The 15,866-nt window shown below is 71.9% G+C and carries 14 protein-coding genes; 8 read left to right on the top strand and 6 right to left on the bottom strand.

The genetic code is table 11. The features are described 5' to 3' along the window. Positions 1–23 precede the first annotated feature (23 nt). Positions 24–1,349, top strand: a complete 1,326-nt coding sequence (locus ACRQ4B_RS09400) for an MFS transporter (protein WP_439691175.1) — start codon at positions 24–26, stop codon at positions 1,347–1,349. Positions 1,350–1,552: 203 nt separating this feature from the next. Here ACRQ4B_RS09400 and ACRQ4B_RS09395 read toward each other — a convergent pair whose 3' ends face one another. Then, entirely contained in the window at positions 1,553–2,200 is a 648-nt protein-coding gene (locus ACRQ4B_RS09395; protein ID WP_439691174.1) for an NAD(P)-dependent oxidoreductase, read from the bottom strand. 95 nt (positions 2,201–2,295) lie between these two features. Between ACRQ4B_RS09395 and ACRQ4B_RS09390 the strand changes: the two genes are divergently transcribed. Both ACRQ4B_RS09390 and ACRQ4B_RS09385 read left to right on the top strand, forming a co-directional pair. Beyond that, positions 2,296–2,664, top strand: coding sequence for a winged helix-turn-helix transcriptional regulator (locus ACRQ4B_RS09390; protein WP_439691173.1), 369 nt, complete (start codon positions 2,296–2,298; stop codon positions 2,662–2,664). 368 nt (positions 2,665–3,032) lie between these two features. After that, a complete protein-coding gene (locus ACRQ4B_RS09385; RefSeq protein ID WP_439691172.1) occupies positions 3,033–4,061 on the top strand; it encodes an NADPH:quinone reductase in 1,029 nt (342 codons plus the stop codon). 25 nt (positions 4,062–4,086) lie between these two features. Here the strand turns inward: ACRQ4B_RS09385 and ACRQ4B_RS09380 are convergent, their stop codons facing one another. Continuing rightward, positions 4,087–4,272, bottom strand: coding sequence for a hypothetical protein (locus ACRQ4B_RS09380; RefSeq protein WP_439691171.1), 186 nt, complete (start codon positions 4,270–4,272; stop codon positions 4,087–4,089). Between the two features lie 41 nt (positions 4,273–4,313). Further along, positions 4,314–5,141: a GAF domain-containing protein gene (locus tag ACRQ4B_RS09375; RefSeq protein WP_439691170.1), complete on the bottom strand. Its 828-nt coding sequence runs from the start codon at positions 5,139–5,141 to the stop codon at positions 4,314–4,316. 123 nt (positions 5,142–5,264) lie between these two features. Between ACRQ4B_RS09375 and ACRQ4B_RS09370 the strand changes: the two genes are divergently transcribed. From ACRQ4B_RS09370 to ACRQ4B_RS09360, 3 genes are all read left to right on the top strand, one after another. After that, on the top strand, positions 5,265–6,002 hold the full coding sequence (locus tag ACRQ4B_RS09370; RefSeq protein WP_439691169.1) for a S1 family peptidase: 738 nt from the start codon (positions 5,265–5,267) through the stop codon (positions 6,000–6,002). A gap of 109 nt (positions 6,003–6,111) precedes the next feature. Continuing rightward, positions 6,112–6,984: a patatin-like phospholipase family protein gene (locus tag ACRQ4B_RS09365; protein ID WP_439691168.1), complete on the top strand. Its 873-nt coding sequence runs from the start codon at positions 6,112–6,114 to the stop codon at positions 6,982–6,984. A gap of 76 nt (positions 6,985–7,060) precedes the next feature. Beyond that, positions 7,061–9,157 (top strand): alpha/beta fold hydrolase, encoded by a 2,097-nt coding sequence (locus ACRQ4B_RS09360; protein WP_439691167.1) that lies wholly within the window; start codon positions 7,061–7,063, stop codon positions 9,155–9,157. Positions 9,158–9,284: 127 nt separating this feature from the next. Here ACRQ4B_RS09360 and ACRQ4B_RS09355 read toward each other — a convergent pair whose 3' ends face one another. Then, complete coding sequence (locus ACRQ4B_RS09355; RefSeq protein WP_439691166.1) at positions 9,285–10,478, bottom strand: acyl-CoA dehydrogenase family protein; 1,194 nt, start codon at positions 10,476–10,478, stop codon at positions 9,285–9,287. A gap of 46 nt (positions 10,479–10,524) precedes the next feature. On the opposite strand from ACRQ4B_RS09355, the gene ACRQ4B_RS09350 reads away from it, so the two are divergent. Both ACRQ4B_RS09350 and ACRQ4B_RS09345 read left to right on the top strand, forming a co-directional pair. After that, positions 10,525–11,121 carry a QsdR family transcriptional regulator gene (locus tag ACRQ4B_RS09350; RefSeq protein ID WP_439691165.1) on the top strand — a complete coding sequence of 199 codons (597 nt, stop codon included), beginning with the start codon at positions 10,525–10,527 and terminating at the stop codon, positions 11,119–11,121. Then, entirely contained in the window at positions 11,118–11,549 is a 432-nt protein-coding gene (locus tag ACRQ4B_RS09345; RefSeq protein WP_439691164.1) for an acyl-CoA thioesterase, read from the top strand. The genes ACRQ4B_RS09350 and ACRQ4B_RS09345 overlap by 4 nt, the downstream gene beginning before the upstream one ends. Before the next feature lie 131 nt (positions 11,550–11,680). Here ACRQ4B_RS09345 and ACRQ4B_RS09340 read toward each other — a convergent pair whose 3' ends face one another. Both ACRQ4B_RS09340 and ACRQ4B_RS09335 read right to left on the bottom strand, forming a co-directional pair. Next, a complete protein-coding gene (locus ACRQ4B_RS09340) occupies positions 11,681–12,121 on the bottom strand; it encodes a VOC family protein (RefSeq protein ID WP_439691163.1) in 441 nt (146 codons plus the stop codon). Positions 12,122–12,352: 231 nt separating this feature from the next. Beyond that, positions 12,353–15,835, bottom strand: coding sequence for a proline dehydrogenase family protein (locus tag ACRQ4B_RS09335; protein WP_439691162.1), 3,483 nt, complete (start codon positions 15,833–15,835; stop codon positions 12,353–12,355). Between the last annotated feature and the right edge of the window lie 31 nt (positions 15,836–15,866).

Below are 15,866 nucleotides of genomic sequence, written 5' to 3'. Positions count from 1 at the left end.
CCGACGTCCGGAGATCCCCCACCGTGAGCGCGTCATCGACGACCCTCCCCCCGCCCACCGAACCGCTCCCGATCCAGGCCACCCGACCTCCCTGGCGACACACCCTCATCGCCCTGTCGGTCCCGAACTTCCGGCTCTTCACCGCCACCAACCTCGTCGCGATGACCGCGGGCTGGATGCAGCGGATCGCACAGGACTGGCTCGTCCTGCAGCTCACCGGGTCCGTCGCACAGGTCGGCATCACGGTGGCGTGCCAGTTCGCGCCGATGCTCCTGTTCGGGCTCTTCGGCGGGGTGCTCGTCGACCGCTTCTCGAAGCGCGCGCTGATGATGATCACCCAGGGCTCCTTCGCGGTGCTGTCCGCGCTGCTCGCCGTGCTCACCCTGACCGGGGTGGTCCAGGCGTGGCACATCTGGGCGATCGCCTTCGTCGTCGGCATGGTGACCGTGATCGACAACCCCGCACGGCAGGTCTTCGTCACCGAGATCGTCGGACACGAGCACCTGCGGAACGCGATCAGCGTGAACTCGTCGGTGTTCCAGCTCGGCGGCATGATCGGCCCGGCGCTCTCCGGCGCGCTGCTCGTCGCCGTCGGAGCCGGTTGGTCGTTCGGTGTGAACGCGATCGCCTGCGTGGCGGTCGTCGTGACGCTCGGCTTCCTGAAGGTCTCGGAGCTGCACCGGACGCCGCCGGCACCACGGAGCAAGGGCCAACTCGTCGAGGGCCTCCGGTACGCCGTCCGCAAGCCGACCATCATCGTGCCGGTGATCCTCGTGGCGTTCTTCTCGGTCTTCGCGTTGACGATGCCGGTGCTGCTCTCGGCATTCGCGTCGCAGGTGTACGACGTCGGCGCGGGCGGGTACGGCGTGTTCAACTCCGCGGTCGCGATCGGCGCCCTCGTCGGGGCACTCCTGTCCACCCGGCGTGCGACCGTCCGGCTCCGCACCATCGTCGGCGGGGTGTTCTGGACCGGACTCCTGCTCGTGGTCTCGGGGTCGATCCCGGCGATCGCACCGTTCACCGTCGCGCTCGTCGCCGTCGGGATGTCGCAGCTGCTGTTCCAGACCGCGTCGAACTCGCTCGTGCAGCTGTCCTCGAACGTCGCGATCCGCGGCCGCGTGATGTCGCTCTACGTGCTCGTGCTGCTCGGCGGTCAGGCGATCGGCGGCCCGCTCATGGGCCAGGTCGTGGACCACTTCGGCGCCCACGTCGGCATGGTGGTCGCCGGCGGCGTGCCGGCCGCTGCCGCCGCCGTCGTCGGGCTGGTGCTCGCCCGCCGTGGCGGGCTCCACCTGGCGGTCCGGATGCGGCACCACATGCCGGTCCCGTCGATCGTCGGTCACCGCTGACGGCCTGGAGGCGCGGGGCGGGCCCGCCCCGCGCCTCCCGTCCGCCCTGCGGATACTGCGGCACGCGCCTCCCGTCCGTCCTGTGCCTCCCGCGGCCCGCGCCTCCGCGGTGCCCGCTGGACCCGGACCACGAAAACCGCCTGGAACCACGAAATTCCGTGGTTCCAGGCGGTTTCGGTTGTGCGAGAGCGAACCGCGCCGGGTCAGTACGCGACGCCGAAGCGGGCGCGGTGGTGCGCCGGGGACGCGATCTCGTCGACGAAGGCCAGGGCGTAGTCCTCGCCGGAGATGTCCGAGTTGCCGTCGGCGTCGGTGAGCAGGACCTCGTCGGTCGTGCGGTAGGTGCCGCGACGCTCGCCGGGGTTGTACCCACCGAAGGCCGCGGCCGGGCTCACGTAGAACCAGTCGACCTCGGTGTCGCTCGCGCGGAGGGCGTCGAGGATCTGCGCGTGGCTCTTCGCCTCGCCCTTGAACGCGTCGGGGAACTCGGCCGAGTCGAACAGGCGCGGGCCGCCCTCGGCGACGAGCAGCGAACCGGCACCGCCGACGATGCCGAGGCGTGCACCGGCCGAGGCCGCGGCGTCGACGAAGTGCTGGAACTTGTCCTTGAGCTCGCTGCCGTCCGCCTGCACCGCGTGCAGGGCGACGACGATGACGTCGGCGCCCTTCGTGACCTCGGCGACGAAGTCGGCGTCGAACGCGTCGCCCTGCGCGAGGGTGAGGCCCTCGGCCGGCTCGAGCTTCGAGGTGTCGCGCGCGACGGCGGTGACGGCGATGCCGCGGGACAGGGCCTCGCGGGTGATGGCGGAGCCGGCGTAGCCGGTGCCACCGAAGACGACGATGTTCGTCATGGAGCTTCCTTTCGTGGAACGTTGACACTCACCGTACAAGCGTTACTCTCTTTGAGTAAGTAGGCACCTCACGGTGCGTAACGGAGGCTGTAGTCATGTCCGCACTCGAGTACACGCCCTACGCCGCCGACTGCCCGTCGCGCCAGCTGCTCGACCGGATCGGCGACCGCTGGAGCGTCCTGACGATCGGCACGCTCGCCGACGGTCCGGCACGCTACTCCGCGATCGCCGGGCGGGTGCAGGGCGTGTCGCAGAAGATGCTCACGCAGACGCTACGGGCCCTCGAGCGGGACGGTCTCGTCACCCGCACGGTGTTCCCGGAGATCCCGCCGCACGTCGAGTACGAGCTGACCGACCGCGGCCGCTCGCTGCGGAAGGTGCTCGAGCCGCTCGAGGACTGGGCGACCTCGCACATGGACGACGTCGCGGTCTCCCGCGAGGAGTACGACGCGCGAACGCGCTGACGGCGTGGGGATGCCGCGCGCGCGGCCCCGTGCGCGGTCGCTTCGTGCACGGGCGCACTCGGGGCCACTTCGTGAGCAGAAACCGTCGAGTCGGCCACGCGCACCCGACGATTGCTGCTCACGATCGTCGGGCCTGCGGGACGCGCCCGGAGTTCGGGCGCCGGGCGTACGACGCGCACCGCGTCGAGCACGGGCGCACTCGGGGCCACTTCGTGAGCAGAAACCGTCGGGTCGGCCACGCGCACCCGACTATTGCTGCTCACGATCCGGCACGGGAACGCCACGCACGACCACGCACGACCCCGCACGCGCCCGCGCTCCTGAACGTGCCCGGAATCCCCACGTGCTCGTCGTGGTTGCCTGGGGACATGCGTTCAGTCGTCTACACCACGCCCGGAGCCAGCACCGTCCTCGAGCTCGTCGAGCGTGACCGTCCCGAGCCCGGCCCCGGCGAGGTCCGCGTCCGCGTGGTCGTCTCCGGCGTGAACCCGACCGACTGGAAGGCCCGCGCCGGCGGCACGTACGGCGACGCCCTGCCCTTCCCCGAGATCACGCCGAACCAGGACGGCGCCGGAGTCGTCGACGCGCTCGGCGAGGGCGTCACGGGACTGGCCGTCGGTGACCGCGTCTGGCTCTACATGGCCGCCGCGAGCCGCCCGACCGGCACCGCGCAGGAGTACACCGTCGTGCCGGCCGCCCGCGCCGTCCCCCTGCCCGACACGACGAGCTTCGACGTCGGTGCCTCGCTCGGGGTCCCGGCGATGACCGCACACCGAGCACTCACGACGCACGAGGACGGACCGGACCGCCTCACACCGGGCGCACTCTCCGGCCGGACAGTGCTGGTCGCCGGAGGTGCCGGAGCGGTCGGGCACGCCGCGATCCAGCTCGCCCGCTGGGCCGGGGCGACCGTGATCACCACCATCAGCTCGGACGCGAAGGCGGCCCTCGCCACCGCTGCCGGCGCGCACCACACCGTGAACTACCGGTCGGAGGACGCCGCGGCACGGATCCGCGAGATCGCTCCGGACGGCGTCCACATCGTCGTCGAGGTCTCGATCCCCCAGAACGCCGGGCTGGTCGCGGACGTCCTGGCGAACCACGGCGTCGTCTCGATCTACGCGAACAACGGCGGCGACGACGCGACGATCCCGATCCGCCCGAACATGAGCATCAACGCTCGCTACCAGTTCCTGCTGCTGTACACGATCGGCGACGACGCACTGGCCGCAGCGGCCGAGGACGTCACCGCGGCGTTGCACGACGGGGTCCTGCCGGTCGGCGAGGCCGCAGGGCTCCCGCTCGTGCGGTTCGCGCTCGAGGACACTGCGGCGGCACACGACGCCGTCGAGGGCGACGCCGTCGGCAAGGTGCTCATCGACGTGTCCGCCGGATGACGTGCGGGGTGGTCACCCCACCCGATCAGCGGGCGAGCCGGGCCGCGATCCGCGCCTCGATCCGGCGACGAGCCGCCGCACGCTCACGTTCGATGTTCGCCGCGATGACCTCGAGGTCTTCGTAGTCGGCGTCGGTGGTGTCGTCGGTCCAGTTCGGGGTGTACACCCGTGAACGTCCGAAGGGCCTCGGTTCGGGGGTCACGATGGTCATGGGTGGATCGTACGTCGAGCGTCCGACAAATCGCGTGAGCATCACGGGCCCTTCCGAGGGTTGCGGTCCCGTTCCGGGGACGAGTAGGTGAGGGAGAACGCCACCGCCATGAACGCCGCGACCACGGCGACGTTCTTCGCGTCGAGGTCGGTGAAGGCGTCGGTCGCCGGCGAGTCGACGGTCAGCATGCCGAACGAGTACTCGTGCGACCGGATGACGACGGAGACGTACGACCGGTAGCGGGGCTCGAAGCCCGGCAGGTCCTCGTCGACGTCGACGTCCGCCGTCCGGTCCCCGACCACCCTGGGCGCACCACCGACGAGCACCCAGTCGAGGTTGCGGTCCCCGTAGGGCGTCCCGGCGCGGAACACCCCGGCGGTGTCGCCCGCGCCGCCGTGTCCGATCGGCTCGAGCGCGCGCAGGTCGGCGGAGAGCTGGTAGACGTTGGCGCGGACGTCCGGGACCTTGGGGAGCAGGTAGAACGCGAGGGCCACCGCGACCCGGTCCGCGAACGCCGGCAGTTCGCTCCGCCGGTCCCGCCGCCGGAGCTCGGTGAATCGCACGAGCCGGCTGGCGAGCTGTCCGAACGCGTACCGGACCGCCGTCCCCTGCTCGAGTTCGACGGCCGCGTAGTCGTCCTCCGCCGCCGCCCGCGACGACTCGGCACGGCGCGCCCGCACCACCTGGACGACCACCGCCGCGACGAGCACGACCAGTCCGAAGACCACGAGCCACAGCCGCACCGCGGGGGTGGCGACGAGGTTCGGCAACTGGAACGCCGCCGTCGGCGCAGCCGCGACGAGGATCGGCCACACCACCGCACCGATCCGCCCGGACCGTGTCCGGCGTCGCTCTCGTTCCTGCCCCATGCCTCGACGGTAGGGCCTGCCACCGACGCACACGGAGTTGTCCACAGGCGCTCGACGGGTGACGGATGTTGTCCTCCGCAACGCCGACTTGACCCCCGAACAGGGGGCGCGCACGATCTGTCCATGAAGCAGCGAACGAACCTCAAGGCCCTCGCGTTCACCGCGACGGCAGCCCTCACCCTGCTCGGCGGTGCCCTCGGCGCCACCTCGGCGAACGCCGCCACGGCCTCGCCGCAGGTCATCGGCGGCGAACCGGCACCGAGCACCCCGTGGGAGGTGCAGCTCGTCTTCCAGCAGGGCGGCACCGACTCCTTCGGGTGCACCGGCGAACAGCTCAACGCGTCGTGGGTGCTCACCGCCCAGCACTGCGTCGACGGCACCACCGCGATGAACGTCTACCACTCGAACAGCACCAGCAACCGCGGCACCGCCACCCCCGCCGACCGGCTCTACTCCGCGCCGTCGGGCGACATCGCGCTCGTCCACCTCCGCACGCCGAAGACACTGTCGTCCTACGCGCAGCTCGACCTCGGGTTCAGCGCGAAGTCCTCCGGCACCGGCACGATCCTCGGGTACGGCAACCGCGCGAACAGCGTCCCCACGACCGGGCTCTACCAGGCCAGCGTCAACCTCACCGGCCGCTCGACGGACGCCTACGGCGGGACCGCCCAGCACGTCACCGGCGTGTCGGGCGCCTCGAACCACGGCGACTCCGGCGGCGCCCTCGTCGTCAACGGCAAGGTCGTCGGCGTCTGCTCGACGGGCGACGTGGCCGACCCCGGTGCGAACACGCACGCCGGCTCGAACTACGCCGTCCTCGCCCAGTCCGCCAGCTGGATCCGGTCCACCGCGGGCGTCTGACCCAGCCGGCCCACCGTCGGACTGGAGGCACGGGGCGACCCCGCCCCGCGCCTCCAGTCCGTCAGGCGGTCGCCGCCACGGCGGCACCGCCGCCTGGTAAGCATGACCAATGACCGACGTCTCCACACCCGCGCCCGGAACCAGAGCACTCGTCCTCGGGGGTGGCGGCGTCGCCGGCATCGCCTGGGAACTCGGGGTGCTGTCCGCGCTGCAGGACGCCGGGGTGGACCTCGACGCGGCCGACCTCGTGGTGGGCACCAGCGCCGGCAGCGTCGTCGGCACCTTCGTCCGGTCCGGGGGCGTGCAGCAGGCGTACGACCAGCAGCACGCCGCCGTCCCCACCACCTACGAGGAACCCGTCGCCATCGCCGGCGAGGACTTCCAGCAGCGGGTCGGCGCCGTCCTCGAGGGCGCGACCTCGGACCAGGACGCCCGCGCACGACTGGGGCTCCTCGCGCAGCAGACCACGGCGGGGCAGACCGACGACGAGCGCGTCGCGACGTTCACCGAGACGCTCACGTCGACCGAGTGGCCCGCGAAGCCGCTCGCCCTGACGACCATCGACGCGACCGACGGCACGTTCCGGGTGCTCACCGCCGCCGACGACGTACCGCTCCCCCGTGCCGTCGCCGCGAGCTGCTCGGTGCCGCTCGTCTGGTCACCGGTCGGCATCGAGGGCCGTCCGCACTACGACGGCGGCCTCCGCTCGGCGACGAACGCGGACGTGGCCGCCGGGTACGAACGCGTGCTCGTCATCGCCTGCGGCCCCGAGGGTCCGTCCCCGCTCGGACCCTGGCTCGATGTGGCGGTCGAGGGGCTCCGGGCCGGCGGCAGCTCGGTCGAGGTCGTCGTGGCCGACAGCACGGCGCAGCAGGCGTTCGGCGCGAACTCGTTGTCCCTCGCCACCCAGGCCCCGTCCGCCGACGCCGGTCGGGCGCAGGGCGGTGCCGTCGCCGAGGGGATCGCGGCGTTCTGGGCGTGATCGTCACCCCGTGCGGGTTCTCCACAGATCCGGCGTGACCGGTCACCCGCTCGGGTCCCGCCGATAGCGTGGGGGCATGACGACGCCGTTCTCGGACCTCGACCAGTACACCGCCCTCCCCCGCGTGGACGGGCTCGCCGTGAGCCCGGACGGCTCCCGGGTCGCGCTCACCGTGAGCGTGCTCGACGCCGAAGGCACCGGGTACCGCCGGTCGGTCTGGGCGGTGCCCGGCCCGTCGTCGGAGCGCACCACGGACCCGGTGCGACTGACCCGCTCGACGAAGGGCGAGGCCGGCGTCTCGTTCACCCGCACCGGTGACCTCCTCTTCGTCTCCGGTCGTCCGGACGGCGAGGGCGACGAGGACTCCGACGCAGCACAGCTCTGGCTCCTGCCGGCCGCCGGTGGCGAGGCACGACCGGTCACCAGGCTCGCGGGCGGTGTCGGTGGGGTGCTCGACACCGCGTCCGCCGCGGACACCGTCGCCGTCACGGCCGCGCTGCTGCCCGGGGCGGGCACGGACCGCACGGGTGTGGTCGCCGCGGACGCGGAACTCCGCGGGCGCCGGAAGGACCGGAAGGTGCAGGCGATCCTGCACGAGACGTACCCGGTGCGGTACTGGGACCACGACCTCGGCCCCGACGAGACGCACGTGCTGACGCTCGACCTCGGTGCGCTGCGGGAAGCGCCGACGACGCCTCCATCCGGCGACGACGACGCGCCCGCCTACCCCGCACACCTGCCGCCACTCACCGACCTGAACCCGGCACCGGCGCGCTCCCTCGAACACGTCGGCGGCGTGGTCACCCCGGACGGCTCGGTGGTCGTCGCGGCCGTCGCCGTCCAGGAGGCCCGGGGATCGCGCTCGACGCTCGTCGCGTTCGACGTCGCCTCGGGAGCACGCACCGTGCTGTTCGACGACGACGCGGTGGACCACGAGCTCCCCACGCTCAGCCACGACGGACGCACGCTCGCATGGGTGCGGACGCCCCGCTTCACCCCGCAGGGCGCCACGCAGCAGGAGGTCTGGGTCGCCGACCTCGACGGCACCACCGTGTCCGGGGCCCGACGCATCGCCACCGAGTGGGACCGATGGCCGACCGAGCTCGTCTTCGCCCACGGCGACGGGTCGATCCTGGCGACCGCCGACCAGGACGGCCGAGCGCCGGTCTTCAGCATCCCGGTCGACGGGGGCCCCGTCGTGCAGCTGACCCACGACGACTGGGCGTACTCGAGCCTGCGCGTGGCGGCGGCGAGCGGTGCGATCGTGGCGCTCCGTGCCTCCTGGCAGGCGCCGCTGCACCCCGTGCAGATCACCACCGACGGCACGGTCACCCCGCTCGCGACGCCCGCTGCGCTCCCGGACGTCCCCGGCCGGATGGAAGAGGTCGAGACGACGGCCGCCGACGGCTCCCGGGTGCGCGGCTGGCTCGTCCTGCCGCCCGCCGACGCCGGCGACGGGCCGTACCCGCTGCTGCTCTGGATCCACGGCGGACCGCTGAACTCCTGGAACCAGTGGTCGTGGCGGTGGAACCCGCAGCTCGCCGCGGCCCGTGGCTACGCCGTACTGCTGCCGGACCCGGCACTGTCGACGGGGTACGGGCTCGACTTCATCAACCGCGGGTGGAACGCCTGGGGGCAGGCGCCGTACACCGACCTCATGACGATCACCGACGCGGTCGTCGCGCGTGACGACATCGACGAGACCCGCACCGCGGCACTCGGCGGATCGTTCGGCGGCTACATGGCGAACTGGGTCGCCGGGCACACCGACCGCTTCCGCGCGGTCGTCACGCACGCCAGCCTGTGGGCACTCGACCAGTTCAACGGCACCACGGACATGTCGCAGTACTGGCAGTCGATCTTCGACCAGGACGGGATCGAGGCGAACGACCCGCACCGGTTCGTGGCCGACATCACGTCACCGATGCTCGTCATCCACGGAGACAAGGACTACCGGGTGCCGATCGGCGAGGGCCTCCGGCTGTGGTCCGAGCTCGCCGAGCACCACGCGGCCGCGGACGGCACGATGCCGCACCGGTTCCTGTACTTCCCGGACGAGAACCACTGGGTGCTCAAGCCGCAGCACGCGGTGGTCTGGTACGAGACGGTGTTCGCGTTCCTCGACCAGCACGTGCGCGGGGCGGAGTGGCAGCGGCCCGAGCTCCTCGGGTAGGCGGAGGCGGCGGCGTCGGGCAGGGCTGCCGGCCGGCACTGTCCGGCGTTGCCGGGCGGTGCCGCCGGCCAGCTCCGCCGCACGGCGCTACCGCCAGGCGGTCCGCCGTCCGGCGCTGCCACGTCGCCTACACGAACGCTGCCTGGCCCGTGATCGCCCGCCCGACGATGAGCGTGTTGACCTCACGCGTGCCCTCGTACGAGTAGATCGCTTCGGAGTCAGCGAAGAACCGCGCGACGCCCTTGTCGAGCACGATGCCGTTGCCGCCCTGGACCTCGCGGCACCATGCCACAGTCTCGCGCATCTTCGCCGTCGCGAACGCCTTCGCCAGCGCCGAGTGCTCGTCGCCACCGGTCCCTGCGTCCTGCATCGCCGAAGCCTGAGTGCACAGGGCGATCGACGCCGTGATGTTCCCGAGCGACTGCACGAGGCGGTCCTGCACGAGCTGGTGCGCCGCGATCGGCTTGCCGAACTGGATCCGGTTCCGGGCGTAGTCGAGCGCGGCTTCGTAGGCGCCGACCGCGATGCCGATCGCCTGCCATGCGACCTCGGTCCGGGTGAGGCGGAGCACTTCGGCGGTGTCGCGGAACGACGCACTTCGCTGGAGCCGACGCGACTCGGGCACCCGGACGCCCGTCATCACGATGTCGGCGTTCTGCACCCCACGAAGGGCGATCTTGTCCTCGATCTTCGTCGCGACGAACCCCGGGGTGTCGGTCGTGACGAGGAAGCCCTTGACCTGGTCGTCCGCGACGTCCTTCGCCCAGATGACGACCACGTCCGCGAACGTGGCGTTCCCGATCCAGCGCTTCTCCCCGTCGAGCACCCACGTGTCGCCCTCTCGCCGGGCCGTCGTGCGGAGCCCGCGTGCCGAGTCGCTGCCGGACAGGGGCTCGGTCAGGCCGAACGCCCCGACGAGCTCGCCGGAGGCCATCCGCGGCAGCCACTCCTGTTGCTGTTCCTCGCTGCCGGCCACCGCGATGGAGTTCATCGCGAGGCCGGACTGCACCCCGATGAACGTCGCGACGCTGGCGTCGACGCGGCCGAGTTCGAGTGCCGCCCACCCGCGGTAGACCGCCGAGTTCTCGAACTGCCGCACGAGCGGGACGCCGGCGCCGTACATGCCGAGCTCCGCGAGCGGCTTGATGACCTGCATCGGGAACTCCGCCCGTGCCCAGTACCCGTCGGCGATCGGGCGCACCTCGGATTCGAGGTACGTGCGCAGCCGGCCGAGCGACTCGCGCTCCTGGTCGGTCAGTCCCTCTTGGAACCGGTAGAAGTCGGATTCGAGGAGCGCGGGGGTGGCCGTCGTCAGTGACATACACTGATCGTGCATCATTCTGGGAAACGTTGCAAGGGAGGGGCGCGTGTACACATCAGACTCTGCGCTGCGCGCCTTCCGGGAGGCCCGCCACACCTTCATCGCCGGCTCACGCATCGACATGGGAACCCTCGCCGCCACCCTCGGCGTGGACCGCACGTCGCTGTTCCGCTGGGTGGGGAACCGTGACCGGTTGCTGTCCGAGGTCCTCTGGTCGCTCGCCGTCCCCACGCTCGACGCGGCTGCCGCCGCGGCCGCCCCCTCCGGCGCCGCGCGCATCGTCGACGTGCTCGACCGCTTCACGGCGGACCTGATCCAGGCGCCCTACTTCCGGGCCTTCCTCACCCGTGAGCCCGCGCGGGCGCTCCGCCTGCTCACCACGACCGAGAGCGACGTACAGAGCCGGTTCGTCAGCCGCGTCACCGAGCTCGTGACTGCCTCGTTCGATCCCTGGCCGTTGTCCGCCGAGGAGCTCGCACGGCTCCTCGTCCGGATCTCCGAGTCCTTCACGTACGCCGACCTCATCTCCGGCGAGACACCCGACCCGGTCCGGGCACGGGCTGCGTTCGAGTACGTGCTCCGCCCCACCACGACGGCCGTCGCTGCCACGGCCGTTCCCGTCCCCTCGACAGGAGACCGATGACCATCGCCGACTACCCCTTCGTCCGGACCTACCCCACGCGGTGGAACGACAACGACATGTTCGGGCACGTCAACAACACGATCTACTACAGCGCGATGGACAACGCCGCCACGTACTGGTTCCGCCAGGAAGCCGGGCTCGACCCGTTCACGTCGGAGTGGATCGCCGTGCTGGTGTCGTCCAGCTGCCGGTTCGTCGAGTCAGCGGTGTGGCCGGACGTCATCGAGGTGGGGATGCGGTCGAAGCACCTCGGGAACACGAGTCTGTCGTGGGAGTTCGGCCTGTTCCGGCAGTCCGACGGGGCGCTGCTCGCGACGGGCGAGTTCGCGCACGTGATCATCGACCGCGAAGGTGCCCGACGGCCCGTTCCCCTGCCGGACTCGCTCCGCGCACTCGTCACCGCCACGATGACCGTGCCCGTGCACTGACCGGCGAACAACGGACGTGCGCTCGAACCACGCAATCGCACGGTTCGAACGCACGTCGGATGTGCGGCGCCACGCGGCACCACGGAGGTCAGCGCCGGCACCGCTGCCGTCGGCGCCGACGGTAGTCCCGGTCAGCCCTTCAGCGCCGCCAGTTCGAGGTTGATGTCGTCCGGGTCCTGCACCGACAGGATGACCATGCCTGCGTCGCCGAGGTCGGTGACGTCGCCGTGCTCGACGCCGGCCGCATCCAGTCGTGCAGCAGCGGCGTGCAGGTCGTCGACCGAGCCGACGACGAAGCTGACGTGGTCGAGCCCGACGGTGTCCGGATCGAACCGCTGACCCGCCGGGGCGACCGGCCGGAGCCCGAACACCTGGTCGCCGAGCTGGAAGACGCTGCCGCCGTAGAAGCGCTCGCGGTCCTCGCGGACGCCGGGCTCGTCGACCTGGTCGCTGAAGTCGATGGCCGGTTCGGTGCCGAGCAGCTGCTGGTAGAACGCCTTGCTGCGGTGGATGTCGGTCACGGTCACCCGGACGTGGGCGAGGGCGGTGGGTCGGGCGAACGGTTCGGTCACGGTTGGTGCTCCTCAGGACGTGGCCGGCAAGGTCCGGCTCGCCACCGAGGCAACGCCGCGCGCCTGACCGCGACCCCAGCGCACGCGGCGTCCGGACAGCGGGCCGCGAACCGACCCGCTCGAGACGAACCACGAATCCGACGTCGCACCGGCCCGAGCGGGTGGTTCGACGTCGGATTCGTGGACCGAGTGGGTAGCCGGCGCGGCGGCGCGGCGCGGCGGCGCCGGCGCCTAGATCAGCGCGTCGGTCAGGTGGTTCGGCGTGCCGAAGCGATGAGCCGTGATCGACACCGCCTGCTCGCGGAGGAACGGCAGCATCTCGATCCGACCGGCCTCGGTGACGGGCTCGCCGTAGACCGCCACGTCCGGACGCCCACCGATCGCCGTGTACAGCGCCGACACGTCCCCACCGATGAGCCGCACCCGCGTCGAGGGCCCGCTCGCGACCGCCGAGGCGAACGCGGCGTCGGAGTGCGACTCCGTGAGCGACCGGACGTTCGGCAGCGCCCGCACGGCGGAGGCGACGGACGCCGGCAAGGCTGCCGCGGTGGACACGTCGATCGTCGTCCCCGCCCGGACCGAGGCCGCGATGACCCGGACCAGGTCGGCGACGGCATCCTCAGCGGCCGACCCGGCCGACCCGGCCGACGCCAGCCGCACGTGCACGGCGGGGAACGGCAGGTAGCGCGCGATGTTCCGCTCGGCCGTCAGCGCCGACACGTCGGTCGCGGTGCCGAACAAGGCGTTCCACGCGGACTGGTCCGACGCCACGGCGCGGTCGAGCGACTCCGAGGACGCCCCGGCAGCGCGCACGAACGCCGAGACCGGACGCGACACCGCGGCACCGACCGACTGCGACGCCACAGCGGGCGACCAGGACCCGAGCCCGAGCAGGTAGTTCACCCCACCCGCCTTCGTCCCGGCACCGACAGCGGACTTCTTCCAGCCGCCGAACGGCTGGCGACGCACGATGGCTCCCGTGATGCCCCGGTTCACGTAGAGGTTGCCCGCCTGGATGCGGTCGAGCCACGTGCCGATCTCCGAGGGGTCGAGCGAGTGGAGGCCGGAGGTCAGGCCGTAGTCGACCTCGTTCACGATGTCGATCGCCTCGTCGAGGGTCTTCGCCGTCATGACCCCGAGGATCGGGCCGAAGTACTCCGTGCGGTGGAACGCCGAGCCGCGCTGGACTCCCTGGCGGACGCCCGGGCTCCAGAGCTTGCCGGTGTCGTCGAGCTTCCTGGGCTGCACCGCCCACGACTCCCCCGCGCCGAGCTTCGTCAGCCCGTCGAGCAGCTTGCCCGCGGCGGGCTCGATGACCGGACCCATCTGCGTGGTGGCGTCCGTCGGGTAGCCGACGGTGAGGGACGACACGGCGTCGATGAGTTGCGAGCGGAACCGGCGCGAGGTGGCCACGGAACCGACGAGCACGACGAGCGAGGCGGCGGAGCACTTCTGCCCCGCGTGGCCGAACGCCGACGCGACGACGTCCTTCACCGCGAGGTCGAGGTCGGCCGACGGCGTCACGATGATCGCGTTCTTGCCCGAGGTCTCCGCGAGGAGCGGCAGGTCGGGGCGGAACGACCGGAACAGCTCAGCGGTCTCGTATGCGCCGGTGAGGATGACCCGGTCGACGAGCGGCGACGCGATGAGCTGCTGCCCGAGGTCGTTCTCGGAGACCTGCAGGAACGCGAGGACGTCGGCCGGCGCACCGTGCGCGTCGAGGGCGGTCTCGATGATCGATGCGAGGACCGCACCGGAGCGCTCCGCGGGCGGCGCCGGCTTGAGCACGACGGCGGACCCGGCGGCGAGCGCGGCGAGGGTCGACCCGGCGGGGATCGCGACCGGGAAGTTCCACGGCGGCGCCACCAGGGTCAGGGCCGCGGGCGTGAAGGACGCACCGTCGACCTCGTCGAGCGACGCGGCGAGCGAGCCGTAGAAGTGCGCGAAGTCGATCGCCTCGGACACCTCGGGGTCGGCCTGGTCGATGGTCTTGCCGGTCTCGGCGGCCATGACCTCGACGAGGGCGGCACGGTTCGCCTCGAGCGCGTCGCCGACGGCGTGCAGCACCGTGCCCCGCGCGGCGCCGGACCAGCTGCCCCACTCGGCGCCCGCGGCGCGGACGCGACCGAGGACGGTGCCGAGCGTCGTGGCGGAGTCGATCCGGGCCTCCTGGACGGCCGTGACGCCGAGCGTCGACGACCCGACGCGCGCGGTGATTGCGGCGCCCCACGCGCGGAACGACGACACGGACGGGTCGGTGTCCGGCGTGTTCTCGAAGTGTCCGACGCCCGGACGCTGCACGGCCGCGTAGCGGTCGGCCACGCGGTGCGAGTCCGGGGCGAGCAGCCCGCCGGGCTCGGCGAGCGGCGCGAGCGAGGCACGGAACCGCTCTTCCTCGCGCGCGAACAGCGGCGGCGACGACACGAGGGAGAACACCGCGGACATGAAGTTCTCCTGCGACGCCCCTTCCTCGAGGCGACGGATCAGGTAGGCGATCGCGACGTCGAACTCACCGGGGTGCACGACGGGCGTGTAGAGCAGGAGCGACCCGACGGTCTTCCGCACGGCGGCGGCCTGGCCCTGCGCCATGCCGAGGAGCATCTCGAACTCGATGCCGTCCCGGACGCCGCGCTCGCCCGCGAGCAGCCAGGCGTGGGCGACGTCGAACAGGTTGTGGCCGGCGACGCCGACACGGACGTTCTCGACGCGCTCGGGCGTGAGCGCCCAGTCGAGCACGCGCTTGTAGTTGGTGTCCGAGTCCTGCTTGGTGCGCCAGGTGGCGAGCGGCCAGCCGTGCACCGAGGCCTCGACCTGCTCCATCGGCAGGTTCGCGCCTTTCACCAGACGGACCTTGATGCCGGCGCCACCGCGGGCACGGCGTGCTGCGGACCACTCCTGCAGCTGCTCCATCGCGGCGAGCGCGTCGGGCAGGTACGCCTGCAGCACGATGCCGGCCTCGAGCCCGAGGAACTCCGGCTCGTCGAGGAGCTTCGTGAAGACCGCGATCGTCAGGTCGAGGTCCTTGTACTCCTCCATGTCGAGGTTGATGAACTTCTGCGGCGACGCGGCCGCGGCACGGCGGAACAGCGGGCGGAGCTTCTCGATGATGTCCTCGACGGCGTGGTCGAACGCCCACGGGGAGTGCGGGTGCACGGTCGAGGAGACCTTGATCGACGCGTAGTCGACGTCGTCGCGGGCGAGGAGCTTGTGCGTGCCCTCGAGCCGGCGCGCCGCCTCGCCCTCACCGAGCACGGCTTCCCCGAGCAGGTTCACGTTGAGGCGCACGCCGTCGCGCTTGATCTTCGCGATGGCGGGCCCGAGCTTGGCGTCGGTCGCGTCGACGATGAGGTGTCCGACCATGTTGCGCAGGACGCGGCGCGCGATCGGGACGACGACCCCGGGCATCGTCGGCGCCATGCCACCCCCGAGCCGCACGAGCCCGCGGAGCGCGGCGGGCAGGAAGCCGGGTGCGTTCGGCGCGATGGCCCGGAGCTTGCGTGCCGCGACACCGAGGTCTTCCGGCCGGACGACCCCGTCGACGAACCCGACGGCGAAGTCCAGCCCCGCGGGGTCGGCGAGGACCCCGGCGAGCTGCTTCGCCGAGCCGTCGACCGGGTGTGTCTCGGCTTCGGCGAGCCACTGCCGTACGAGCGCGACGGACTGGTCCGCGAGGGCGTCGTGGTCGGTGGCGGGGTGCTCGTGCAGGGTCGTCATGGGTTCAGTGTGGATCGCCGTATCCGGTAGC

It is taken from the genome of Curtobacterium sp. SP.BCo (genome assembly GCF_051903265.1).
In the GTDB taxonomy this organism is placed as follows: Bacteria; Actinomycetota; Actinomycetes; order Actinomycetales; family Microbacteriaceae; genus Curtobacterium.
This window is presented reverse-complemented; position numbering and strand designations above follow the sequence as displayed.

Coding starts and splice junctions, on each gene's coding strand:
- ACRQ4B_RS09365 (WP_439691168.1), top strand. CDS start 6,112: ATGACCGACGTCTCCACACCCGCGCCCGGAACCAGAGCACTCGTCCTC.
- ACRQ4B_RS09395 (WP_439691174.1), bottom strand. CDS start 2,200: ATGACGAACATCGTCGTCTTCGGTGGCACCGGCTACGCCGGCTCCGCC.
- ACRQ4B_RS09335 (WP_439691162.1), bottom strand. CDS start 15,835: ATGACGACCCTGCACGAGCACCCCGCCACCGACCACGACGCCCTCGCG.
- ACRQ4B_RS09355 (WP_439691166.1), bottom strand. CDS start 10,478: ATGTCACTGACGACGGCCACCCCCGCGCTCCTCGAATCCGACTTCTAC.
- ACRQ4B_RS09360 (WP_439691167.1), top strand. CDS start 7,061: ATGACGACGCCGTTCTCGGACCTCGACCAGTACACCGCCCTCCCCCGC.
- ACRQ4B_RS09375 (WP_439691170.1), bottom strand. CDS start 5,141: ATGGGGCAGGAACGAGAGCGACGCCGGACACGGTCCGGGCGGATCGGT.
- ACRQ4B_RS09370 (WP_439691169.1), top strand. CDS start 5,265: ATGAAGCAGCGAACGAACCTCAAGGCCCTCGCGTTCACCGCGACGGCA.
- ACRQ4B_RS09385 (WP_439691172.1), top strand. CDS start 3,033: ATGCGTTCAGTCGTCTACACCACGCCCGGAGCCAGCACCGTCCTCGAG.
- ACRQ4B_RS09390 (WP_439691173.1), top strand. CDS start 2,296: ATGTCCGCACTCGAGTACACGCCCTACGCCGCCGACTGCCCGTCGCGC.
- ACRQ4B_RS09345 (WP_439691164.1), top strand. CDS start 11,118: ATGACCATCGCCGACTACCCCTTCGTCCGGACCTACCCCACGCGGTGG.
- ACRQ4B_RS09380 (WP_439691171.1), bottom strand. CDS start 4,272: ATGACCATCGTGACCCCCGAACCGAGGCCCTTCGGACGTTCACGGGTG.